Consider the following 11578-nt stretch of genomic DNA (forward strand, 5'->3'; position numbering starts at 1 on the left):
CCCTCTCAAGACACAAGCGGGTTTACCCGCGAATGCGTCGGTGCAGCCAGTCAAGGATTAATGGTCATCACCTTCCTCATCATCGCCACCCGCCACATTCATCCCCAGCTCCTTGATCTTGCGCGTCAGGGTATTGCGCCCCCAACCCAGCAACAGCGCCGCATCGCGCCGACGGCCAGCGGTGTGCTTGAGCGCCGTCTCGATCATGATCCGCTCAAAGCTCGGCACTGCGCTGTCCAGCAGGCTGGTCTGCCCACGCGCCAACGCCTGGTCGGCCCACTGGCGCAGGGCCTGCTCCCAGTTGGTTACCGGCGCGGCGTCCTGTGGCAGGTTCAGCAACTCGGGCGGCAGGTCGCCGATCAGCACTTCGCGGCTGGAGGCCATCACGGTGATCCAGCGGCAGGTGTTCTCCATCTGCCGCACGTTGCCCGGCCACGGCAGATTGCGGATGAACTCTTCGGTTTCCGGCTTGAGGATCTTCGGCTCCACCGCCAGCTCCTGGGCGGCGCGGGCGAGGAAGTGGCGGGCGAGGGCGGGGATATCCTCACGGCGGTCGGCCAGCCGTGGAATGTGGATGCGAATCACGTTCAGGCGGTGGAACAAGTCCTCGCGGAACTTGCCGGCCTGTACCAGCGACTCGAGGTTCTGGTGGGTGGCAGCGATGATGCGCACGTCGACCTTGACCGGCACGTGGCCGCCCACGCGATAGAACTCGCCATCGGCCAGCACCCGCAGCAGGCGGGTCTGGGTATCGGCGGGCATGTCGCCGATCTCGTCGAGGAACAGGGTCCCGCCGTCGGCCTGCTCGAAGCGCCCCCGGCGCAGGTTGGCCGCACCGGTGAAGGCGCCTTTCTCATGGCCGAACAGCTCGGACTCCATCAGGTCCTTGGGGATCGCGGCCATGTTCAGGGCAATGAACGGCGACGCCGCACGTGGGCTGTGGCGGTGCAGGGCGTGGGCCACCAGTTCCTTGCCGGTACCGGACTCGCCGTTGATCAGCACGGTGATGTTGGAGTGGCTGAGGCGGCCGATGGCGCGGAACACCTCCTGCATCGCCGGTGCTTCACCGATGATTTCCGGGGTGCGTGCCAGGTTTTGCGGCACATCAAGCCCTTGCTGCTCCTGGGCGTGCTGGTTGGCACGCTTGACCAGCGAGACCGCCTCGTCCACATCGAATGGCTTGGGCAGGTACTCGAAGGCACCGCCCTGGTACGACGCCACGGCGCTGTCCAGGTCGGAGTGGGCAGTCATGATGATGACTGGCAGGCGCGGGTGCTGCTCGCGGATTTGCGCCAGCAGGTCGAGGCCACTGGTGCCGGGCATGCGGATGTCGGAAATGATCACGTCCGGTTGCTGGCGTGCCAGGCGGCCCATCACGCCATCGGCGCTGTCGAAGCTCTGGGTGGTCATGCCTTCCTGTTGCAGGGCTTTTTCCAGGACCCAGCGGATGGAGCGATCATCGTCGACGATCCATACGGTTTCACTTCGGCTCATGAGGCGGTGGCTCCTTGTTCCAGGGGCAGGTAGATCGAGAAGGCGGTGTGGCCTGCATGGCTTTCACACTCGATCAGGCCCTGGTGCTGGCTGATGATGTTCTGGGTAATGGCCAGGCCCAGCCCGGTACCGTCCGGGCGGCCGCTGACCATGGGATAGAAGAGGGTGTCCTGCAGTTCCGGCGGGATGCCCGGGCCGTTGTCGATGATCTCCACCCGCGCCACCAGGCGATGGCGCACGTGGCCGATGGTGAACTGGCGCAGGGCACGGCTGCGCAGGGTGATGCGGCCCAGGCGCAGCTCGTTCTGCGAGCTGATCGCCTGCATGGCGTTGCGCACGATGTTGAGCACAGCCTGGATCATCTGTTCGCGGTCGATCAACACATCCGGCAGGCTGGGGTCGTAATCGCGCACCAAAGTGATGCAACCCTGGCTTTCGGCCTCTACCAGGCTGCAGACCCGCTCCAGTACTTCGTGGATGTTGGTCATGGCCAGCGACGGTAGCTTGTTCGAGCCGAGCATGCGGTCGACCAGGTTACGCAGGCGGTCGGCTTCCTCGATGATCACGTTGGTGTAGTCGCGCAGGCCTTCGTCAGGCAGCTCGCGGGCCAGCAGCTGGGCTGCGCCGCGGATGCCGCCGAGCGGGTTCTTGATTTCGTGGGCCAGGCCGCGCACCAGCATCTTGGTGGTTTCCTGCTTGCTCAGCTGGGCCTCTTCCTTGGTGATGCGCAGCAGCCGGTCCCGTGGGTGAACCTCCAGCAGCAGCAGGGTCTGGCCCTGGTGCAGGATCGGCGTTACCGCGTAGTCGACGGTGATGGCCTGCCCGGTCAGCGAGGTGAGCTGCGCTTCGCGCTTGGTGAACGGGTGCGCCTGCTCGACCGCCTGGCGCAGCGAGCTGAGCGCTTCGGTCGACTCGGTGAACAGTTCGCTGATGAACTGCCCATGGCTGCGCTGGCCACTGACCGCCAGCAGCATTTCTGCGGCAGGGTTCATGTACTCCAGGCGTAGCTCGGCGTTGAGCAGTAGCGTGGCGGTGGTCAGGTTGTCCAGAAGCAGACGGTGCTGTGCATCGCTGATGGTCATAAGGCGTCGTTGACCTCTTTTGGCGCTTGGCTGGCATGGCGCGGCCATGGCCGGGCGCGCGGTGGATCCGCTGATGCGAGACTCTCTACCTGCAGAAATGCAAGAAACAAACCAAAGCTCCGAAAAGAAGCGGGATTTGCCGAAAAAGGCCTGGATCTGCGCAAAATCGGATCAGAAAGTCTTGGTGAAGCGTTTCATGTGAACCAGATTGGGGAGCAAATGGGGGCACGGCGTTCGATTGTGCACCAAGATAGAGCATAGCGTGACGGGCGGGGTTTCTGTGGGTTCTGTATGGCGCGGAAACGAAAACGGCCTCCCGAGGGAGGCCGTTCTGATCATGTCATCGGCGCCAGGCGCCGATCAGATCAGCAGCTGTAGTACAGCTCGTATTCCAGCGGGTGAACGAAGGTACGGACCTTGATTTCTTCTTCGCTCTTCAGCTCGATGAAGGCATCGATGAAGTCGTCGGAGAACACGCCGCCCTTGGTCAGGAACGCACGGCCTTTGTCCAGCTCTTCCAGTGCTTCCTTCAGGCTGCCGCAAACCTGCGGGATGTCCTTGGCCTCTTCAGGCGGCAGGTCGTACAGGTTCTTGTCGGCAGCATCGCCTGGGTGGATCTTGTTCTGGATACCGTCCAGGCCAGCCATCAGCAGGGCCGCGAAGGCCAGGTACGGGTTGGCCGATGGGTCCGGGAAGCGTGCTTCGATACGGCGGGCTTTCGGGCTGCCGACGTAAGGAATACGGATCGATGCGGAACGGTTGCGAGCCGAGTAGGCCAGCATTACCGGGGCTTCGAAGCCTGGGACCAGACGCTTGTAGGAGTTGGTCGACGGGTTGGTGAAGCCGTTCAGGGCCTTACCGTGCTTGATGATACCGCCGATGAAGTACAGGGCGGTGTCGGACAGGCCGGCATAGCCTTCACCCGAGAAGGTGTTCTTGCCGTCTTTCCAGATCGACATGTGCACGTGCATGCCCGAGCCGTTGTCGCCGTACAGTGGCTTCGGCATGAAGGTGGCGGTACGGCCGTAGGCGTCGGCAACGTTGTGCACGACGTATTTCAGCGCCTGTACTTCGTCAGCCTTCTTCACCAGGGTGTTGAACTTGACGCCGATTTCGTTCTGGCCGGCAGTCGCCACTTCGTGGTGGTGAACTTCGACGGTCTGGCCCATCTCTTCCAGTGCGTTGCACATGGCAGTACGGATTTCGTGGTCGTGGTCGAACGGCGGAACCGGGAAGTAGCCGCCTTTCACGCCCGGACGGTGGCCTTTGTTGCCGCCTTCCACGTCAGCGCCAGTCATCCACGAGCCTTGCTCGGAGAAGATCTTGAACATCGAGCCGGAGATGTCCGACTGGAACTTCACTTCGTCGAAGATGAAGAACTCAGGCTCTGGGCCTGCGAATACGGTGTCACCGATGCCGGTGCTCTTCAGGTACTCTTCGGCGCGCTTGGCGATGGCACGTGGGTCGCGATCGTAGCCCTGCATGCTCGACGGGTCGACGATGTCGCAGGTGATGATCAGGGTTGGCTCTTCGGTGAACGGGTCCAGTACGGCAGTTTCGTCGACCGGCATCAGGATCATGTCGGATGCTTCGATGCCTTTCCAGCCAGCGATGGAGGAACCGTCGAACATCTTGCCGACTTCGAAGAAGTCGTCTTCCAGCGCATCACGCGCCGGCATGGTCACGTGGTGCTGAGTGCCTTTGGTGTCCGTGAAACGCAGATCAATCCACTTGACGTCATGATCTTTGATGAGTTGAACCGACTTCGACATGTTGTCCTCCGGATGGTCTAGAGCGCGGTGGGCCGCTGCCCTGGAAAAAGGGTGTTGCCGGGCGCGGATAGTCGGCCAAGCTTTACCTGCCTCACAAGGGAGCAAATTGCATGCCAGTGCCCGAAAATGGCGAGGGCGGGATAAAAGGGGGCGTTTGTGGGCATTTGGCGGTGGGGCGACGGGGGGAAATGCACCCTTAAGATGCGAATTTTGGTAGCAGTGCACCAATAGTGTGCATTGCTTGAGTTGTATGCTTTTCTTGAGGGCCTCTTCGCGGGTGAACCCGCTCCCACAGGGGATAGCACTACCTTGGAATTGTGTGCGGTCCCTGTGGGAGCGGGTTTACCCGCGAAAGGGCCGGAGCTGGCAGCACAAAACCCGCCTCCTGCATTTATCTGAAAGCTTCTGATCAAAAGTTGGTCAAATCCTGAGCAATTTCCGCTATAATTCGCGCCCCTCATTTTCGGCAGGCCCTGCGCGCGCTGTTAACCAATGAAACTTATCGTCAAAGTCTTCCCAGAAATCACCATCAAGAGCCGGCCGGTGCGCAAGCGCTTCATCCGCCAGCTCGGCAAGAACATCCGCAACGTGCTCAAGGACCTCGACCCTGAGCTCGTGGTCGATGGTGTCTGGGATAATCTCGAAGTGGTCACCCGCGTCGAAGACGAAAAAGTCCAGCGCGAGATGATCGAGCGCCTCACCTGCACCCCGGGTATCACCCACTTCCTGCAGGTAGAGGAATACCCGCTCGGCGACTTCGACGACATCGTCGCCAAGTGCAAGCACCACTTCGGCCACCTGCTGGCCGGCAAGCACTTCGCCGTGCGCTGCAAGCGCGGCGGCCACCACGACTTCACCTCGATGGACGTCGACCGTTACGTCGGCAGCCAGCTGCGCCAGCAGTGCGGCGCCGCCGGCATCGAGCTGAAGAACCCGGAAGTGCTGGTGCGCATCGAAATCCGCGACCAGCGCCTGTACGTGATCCACAACCAGCACCAGGGCATCGGCGGTTATCCGCTGGGCGCCCTGGAGCAGACCCTGGTGCTGATGTCCGGTGGCTTCGACTCCACCGTGGCGGCCTACCAGATGATGCGCCGTGGCCTGATGACCCACTTCTGCTTCTTCAACCTCGGTGGCCGTGCCCACGAGCTGGGCGTGATGGAAGTGGCCCACTACCTGTGGAAGAAGTTCGGCAGCAGCCAGCGCGTGCTGTTCATCAGCGTGCCATTCGAGGAAGTGGTCGGCGAGATCCTCAACAAGGTCGACAACAGCTACATGGGCGTGACCCTCAAGCGCATGATGCTGCGCGGTGCCGCACACATGGCCGACCGCCTGGAGATCGACGCGCTGGTCACCGGCGAGGCGATTTCCCAGGTGTCCAGCCAGACCCTGCCGAACCTGTCGATCATCGACTCGGCCACCGACAAGCTGGTGCTGCGCCCGTTGCTGGCCAGCCACAAGCAGGACATCATCGACCAGGCCACCGCAATCGGCACTGCCGATTTTGCCAAGCACATGCCGGAGTACTGTGGCGTGATCTCGGTGAACCCGACTACCCATGCCAAGCGTCATCGCATGGAGCACGAAGAAAAGCAGTTCGACATGGCCGTGCTGGAGCGCGCCCTGGAGCGTGCCAGGTTCATCTCCATCGACCATGTGATCGACGAGCTTGGCAAGGACATCGAAGTCGAGGAAGTGGCCGAGGCGCTGCCGGGCCAGATCGTCATCGACATTCGTCACCCCGATGCCCAGGAAGACGAACCTCTGGCGCTGGAGGGTATCGAAGTCCAGGCCATGCCGTTCTATGCGATCAACAGCAAGTTCAAGCACCTGGACCCTACGCGCCAGTACTTGCTGTATTGCGACAAAGGTGTGATGAGCCGTCTGCACGCACACCACCTGCTCAGTGAGGGACATGCCAATGTGCGTGTTTATCGTCCGACATAAGACGCCAGGGCTGTATGGCGGCAGCATCCGCCATCGCCCTCCCGACCATCGGGCCCGCTGAGCCTCAAACCGTACATATTCGCCGCCTACACTGGCGGCAACCGAATCCTCTGATCGAGATACAGTTGTGATCGAAAATCTGCGTAACATCGCCATCATCGCCCACGTTGACCATGGTAAAACCACCCTGGTCGACAAACTCCTGCGCCAGTCCGGCACCCTGGAGCGTAACGAGCTCAACGACGAGCGCGTGATGGACTCCAACGACCAGGAAAAAGAGCGCGGCATTACCATTCTGGCGAAAAACACCGCCATCAACTGGAACGGCTACCACATCAACATCGTCGACACCCCCGGCCACGCCGACTTCGGTGGCGAGGTTGAGCGTGTAATGTCGATGGTCGACTCCGTGCTGCTGCTGGTCGATGCCCAGGACGGCCCGATGCCGCAAACCCGCTTCGTGACCAAGAAGGCGTTCGAAGCCGGCCTGAAGCCGATCGTCGTGATCAACAAGGTTGACCGCCCGGGCGCGCGTCCTGACTGGGTTCTGGACCAGATCTTCGACCTGTTCGACAACCTCGGTGCCACCGACGACCAGCTGGACTTCCAGGTGGTCTACGCCTCGGCCCTGAACGGCATCGCCGGTCTGGACCACACCGACATGGCCGAAGACATGACCCCGCTGTACCAGTCGATCGTCGACAACGTACCGGCGCCGAACGTTGACGTCGATGGCCCGTTCCAGATGCAGATCTCCGCGCTGGACTACAACAGCTTCCTCGGTGTTATCGGCGTTGGCCGTATCGCCCGTGGTCGCATCAAGCCGAACACCCCGGTTGTTGCCATCGACACCGAAGGCAAGAAGCGTAACGGCCGTATCCTCAAGCTGATGGGCCACCACGGCCTGCACCGCGTCGACGTTGAAGAAGCCCAGGCTGGCGACATCGTCTGCATCAGCGGTTTCGACGAGCTGTTCATCTCCGACACCCTGTGCGACATGAACCACGTCGAAGCGATGAAGCCGCTGACCGTTGACGAGCCGACCGTATCGATGACCTTCCAGGTCAACGACTCGCCGTTCTGCGGCAAGGAAGGCAAGTTCGTCACCAGCCGTAACATCAAGGAACGTCTGGACAAAGAGCTGCTGTACAACGTTGCACTGCGCGTTGAAGAAGGCGACTCGGCTGACAAGTTCAAGGTTTCCGGCCGTGGTGAGCTGCACCTGTCGGTTCTGATCGAAACCATGCGTCGTGAAGGCTTCGAGATGGCTGTAGGCCGCCCTGAAGTGATCATCCGCGAAGTCAACGGCGTGAAGCAGGAGCCGTTCGAGAACGTCACCATCGACATCCCTGAAGAATCCCAGGGCAAGGTCATGGAAGAAATGGGCCTGCGTAAAGGCGACCTGACCAACATGGCGCCGGATGGCAAGGGCCGTGTACGTCTGGAGTACAACGTACCTGCTCGCGGTCTGATCGGTTTCCGTAACCAGTTCCTGACCCTGACCAACGGTGCCGGCATCCTGACCTCGATCTTCGATCGCTACGACACCATGAAAGCTGGCCAGATGTCCGGCCGCCTGAACGGTGTTCTGGTTTCGATCGAGACCGGCAAGGCGCTGACCTACTCGCTGGAAACCCTGCAGGCTCGTGGCAAGCTGTTCATCGAGCACGGCCAGGACATCTACAACGGTCAGATCATCGGTCTGAACAGCCGTGACAACGACCTGGGCGTGAACCCGACCAAAGGCAAGAAGCTCGACAACATGCGTGCTTCGGGCAAAGACGAAGTCATCGCCCTGGTACCGCCGGTTCGCCACACCCTGGAACAGGCTCTGGAATTCATCCAGGACGACGAGCTGTGCGAAGTGACTCCGAAGTCGATCCGCCTGCGCAAGAAGATCCTGGACGAAGGCGAGCGTACCCGCGCTGCCAAGAAAGCCAAGGCTTGATCGTCTAGCTTGAGCTGAAACGAAAACGCCCCCGGTCGAAAGGCCGGGGGCGTTTTTGTTTGCCTGCAGGATTTGTGTCGGCCCTTTCGCGGGCTTGCCCGCTCCCACAGGTACTGCACAGGCTGAATGTTGCGGAGATCCTGTGGGAGCGGGCAAGCCCGCGAAGAGGCCCTTGAAGGCTGGCGATCAGCGCCCGACCACCTTGGGCTTGTACGCACAATACCCCGGCCGCGGCCCGACCTTGGGGTGGTTGCGGCAGGTGTCCGGCCGCTTGTCATAAATGGTGCACAGCCGGCTTTTACGATCCAGGTACAGGCAGTCATCATTGCTCATCCGGGTCAGGGTGAAGATCCCCGACTTCTGGTTGAAGCGTTCGATGATGCCGTCCTTCTGCAGGCGCTTGGCGATGTTCTTCGGCGGTTCGTCTTTCTCGAACTCGTCGACCACGCCGATACGGATCAGATCCTTGATCTTCACCTCCACCGGCAGGGTGCAGCAGGTCGAATGGCAGCCATGGCACATGTTGCTGGTGTAGCGCTGCCAGGTCTCCAGGCGGTCGACTTCGGCCGCGGCGATCAGGGTCGTTTTCATCGTTATAGGGGTGTATCACGGTCTTGGGGCGCGCGATCATACCGGAATTGTTCAATTTATGAACAACCTTTTGCCGGAATCGCAGAGTGGGCATGAAAACTGCGAACGGTAACTGTCACTCCCTGTCGAAGGGGCTAGGCTCAACAGTCTCCCTCCGCTTTCGTCAACTTGCCAGAGGATGCCGCATGTCCCAGGAACCCAAAGCACGTGACGCCGAGGTGGCCGAATTTCGCGCCGCTGTATTGAAGAAGCTGACCTACGCGGTCGGCAAGGACCCGGAGCACGCCTTCGACCACGACTGGTTCGAAGCCATTGCCCTGGCCGCGCGCGATCACATGGTCGATCACTGGATGGACCACACCCGCCAGGCTTATCGCCGAAGCCAGAAGCGGGTCTATTACCTTTCCCTCGAATTCCTCATCGGTCGCCTGCTGTACGACAGCCTGAGCAACCTGGGCCTGCTCGATATTGCCCGCGAAGCGCTGGAAGGGCTGGACGTGGACCTGGAGCGCATCCGCCTGCTCGAACCCGATGCTGCGTTGGGCAACGGTGGCCTGGGCCGCCTGGCGGCGTGTTTCATGGAGAGCATGTCGACCCTGGGCATCGCCGCCCACGGCTATGGCATCCGCTACGAACACGGGCTGTTCCGCCAGGCCATGGTCGATGGCTGGCAGCAGGAGCAGACCGAGAACTGGCTGGATTTCGGCAACCCCTGGGAGTTCGAGCGCGCCGAGGTGATCTACCCGATCAGCTTTGGTGGCAGCGTCGAAACGGTGCACGACACCCATGGCCAGCAGCGCCAGGTGTGGTGGCCGGGCGAGACCGTGCGGGCGGTGGCCTATGACACCCCGGTGGTCGGTTGGCGCGGGGCCAGCGTCAACACGTTGCGCCTGTGGCGTGCGCGGGCGCTGGAGGAGCTGCACCTGGAGCGCTTCAACGCCGGCGACCACCTGGGCGCGGTGGCCGAGGTGGCACGGGCCGAAAGCATTTCGCGGGTGCTGTACCCGGCCGACAGCACCGAGGCTGGCCAGGAGCTGCGCTTGCGCCAGGAATACTTCTTCGTCTCGGCCTCGCTGCAGGACCTGCTGCGCCGCCACCTGAACATGCACGACAACCTGCTCAACCTGCCGGACGCGGCGGCCATCCAGCTCAACGACACCCACCCGTCGATCGCCGTCGCCGAGCTGATGCGCCTGCTGGTCGACCAGCATGAAATCCCCTGGGATACCGCCTGGGAGCTGACCGTCGGCACTTTGGCCTACACCAACCACACCTTGCTGCCCGAAGCCCTTGAAACCTGGCCGGTGGCGTTGATGGAACGCATGCTGCCGCGGCACATGCAGATCATCTACCTGATCAACGCCTACCACATCGACGCGCTGCGGGCGAAAGGCCTGCACGACTTCGACGTGCTGCGGGCGGTATCGCTGATCGAGGAGGACAACGGCCGCCGGGTGCGCATGGGCAACCTGGCGTTCCTCGGCTCGCACAGCGTCAACGGTGTGTCGGCGCTGCACAGCAAACTGATGAAAAGCACGGTGTTTGCCGAGCTGCACAAGCTCTACCCGCAACGGATCAACAACAAGACCAACGGCATTACCTTCCGCCGCTGGCTGTACCAGTCCAACCCGCAGCTGACCGCGATGCTGGTCGAGGCGCTGGGGCCGGAGCTGCTGGACGACCCCGAAGGGCGCCTGGCCGGCCTGGTGCCGTTCGCCGACAAGAGCGGCTTTCGCAAGCAGTTCGCTGCCCAGCGCCTGCACAGCAAGCGTGCCCTGGCCAGCATCATCCAGGACCGCCTGGGCGTCACGGTGAACCCCGAGGCGTTGTTCGATGTGCAGGTCAAGCGCATCCACGAGTACAAGCGCCAGTTACTTAACCTGCTGCATACCGTGGCGCTGTACCAGGCCATGCGCAACGACCCCGGTACCGACTGGGTGCCGCGGGTGAAGATTTTTGCCGGCAAGGCCGCGGCCAGTTACCACCAGGCCAAGCTGATCATCAAGCTGGCCAACGACATCGCCCGGGTGGTGAACAACGACCCGACCGTGCGTGGCCTGTTGAAGGTGGTGTTCCTGCCCAACTACAACGTCAGCCTGGCCGAAAGCATCATCCCGGCGGCGGACCTTTCCGAGCAGATTTCCACCGCCGGTTACGAAGCCTCCGGTACCAGCAACATGAAGTTCGGCCTGAACGGCGCGCTGACCATCGGCACCCTGGATGGCGCCAACGTGGAGATGTGCGAGCAGGTGGGCGCCGACAACATGTTCATCTTCGGCCTTACCGCGCAGCAGGTGGAAGCCAGGCGGCGTGCCGGGGACTTCGGTGCCAGTGCGGCGATTGCCGCGTCCAGCCGCCTGAGCGACGTGCTGCAGGCCATTCGCAGCGGGGTGTTCTCGCCGGACGACCCGTCGCGCTACAGCGCGTTGATCGATGGGCTGGTGGGCCATGACCGCTTCCTGGTGTGTGCCGATTTCGACGCTTACTGGGATGCCCAGCGGCGGGTCGAGGAACTGTGGCACACGCCGCAGGAGTGGTGGCGCATGGCGGTGCTGAACACTGCGCGGATGGGCTGGTTCTCGTCGGACCGGACCATTCGGGAGTATGCCAGCGAGATCTGGAAGGCTTTGGATTGAGGTAAGCCTGTGCCGGCCTCTTCGCGGGCACGCCCGCTCCCACAGGATTTGCACAGCCTCGGAAACCTGTGCAGTCCCTGTGGGAGCTGTACGACCGGAGACATCCTT

7 protein-coding genes are annotated in these 11578 nt (G+C 62.0%); 3 read left to right on the forward strand and 4 right to left on the reverse strand.

The genetic code is table 11. The annotated features are described in order from the left end of the window. Positions 1-57 precede the first annotated feature (57 nt). From ntrC to glnA, 3 genes are all read right to left on the reverse strand, one after another. Positions 58-1494, reverse strand: coding sequence for a nitrogen regulation protein NR(I) (gene ntrC / locus M2S36_RS24265; RefSeq protein ID WP_003249213.1), 1437 nt, complete (start codon positions 1492-1494; stop codon positions 58-60). After that, positions 1491-2576: a nitrogen regulation protein NR(II) gene (gene glnL, locus M2S36_RS24270; protein ID WP_063912033.1), complete on the reverse strand. Its 1086-nt coding sequence runs from the start codon at positions 2574-2576 to the stop codon at positions 1491-1493. Before glnL ends, ntrC begins: the two co-directional genes overlap by 4 nt. A gap of 365 nt (positions 2577-2941) precedes the next feature. Further along, a complete protein-coding gene (gene glnA / locus M2S36_RS24275; protein ID WP_015272115.1) occupies positions 2942-4348 on the reverse strand; it encodes a type I glutamate--ammonia ligase in 1407 nt (468 codons plus the stop codon). Between the two features lie 492 nt (positions 4349-4840). Between glnA and thiI the strand changes: the two genes are divergently transcribed. Beyond that, a complete protein-coding gene (gene thiI / locus M2S36_RS24280; protein WP_207828355.1) occupies positions 4841-6295 on the forward strand; it encodes a tRNA uracil 4-sulfurtransferase ThiI in 1455 nt (484 codons plus the stop codon). A 127-nt stretch (positions 6296-6422) separates the two neighbouring features. Next, positions 6423-8243: a translational GTPase TypA gene (gene typA / locus M2S36_RS24285; protein ID WP_013974573.1), complete on the forward strand. Its 1821-nt coding sequence runs from the start codon at positions 6423-6425 to the stop codon at positions 8241-8243. Between the two features lie 186 nt (positions 8244-8429). Here the strand turns inward: typA and M2S36_RS24290 are convergent, their stop codons facing one another. Beyond that, positions 8430-8834, reverse strand: a complete 405-nt coding sequence (locus M2S36_RS24290; RefSeq protein WP_003259873.1) for a YkgJ family cysteine cluster protein — start codon at positions 8832-8834, stop codon at positions 8430-8432. Between the two features lie 185 nt (positions 8835-9019). On the opposite strand from M2S36_RS24290, the gene M2S36_RS24295 reads away from it, so the two are divergent. Then, complete coding sequence (locus M2S36_RS24295) at positions 9020-11470, forward strand: glycogen/starch/alpha-glucan phosphorylase (RefSeq protein ID WP_207828358.1); 2451 nt, start codon at positions 9020-9022, stop codon at positions 11468-11470. Positions 11471-11578 lie beyond the last annotated feature (108 nt).

It is taken from the genome of Pseudomonas sp. SF2 (assembly GCF_036858055.1).
GTDB lineage: Bacteria > Pseudomonadota > Gammaproteobacteria > Pseudomonadales > Pseudomonadaceae > Aquipseudomonas.

Coding starts and splice junctions, on each gene's coding strand:
- glnL (WP_063912033.1), bottom strand. CDS start 2,576: ATGACCATCAGCGATGCACAGCACCGTCTGCTTCTGGACAACCTGACC.
- M2S36_RS24290 (WP_003259873.1), bottom strand. CDS start 8,834: ATGAAAACGACCCTGATCGCCGCGGCCGAAGTCGACCGCCTGGAGACC.
- glnA (WP_015272115.1), bottom strand. CDS start 4,348: ATGTCGAAGTCGGTTCAACTCATCAAAGATCATGACGTCAAGTGGATT.
- M2S36_RS24295 (WP_207828358.1), top strand. CDS start 9,020: ATGTCCCAGGAACCCAAAGCACGTGACGCCGAGGTGGCCGAATTTCGC.
- ntrC (WP_003249213.1), bottom strand. CDS start 1,494: ATGAGCCGAAGTGAAACCGTATGGATCGTCGACGATGATCGCTCCATC.
- thiI (WP_207828355.1), top strand. CDS start 4,841: ATGAAACTTATCGTCAAAGTCTTCCCAGAAATCACCATCAAGAGCCGG.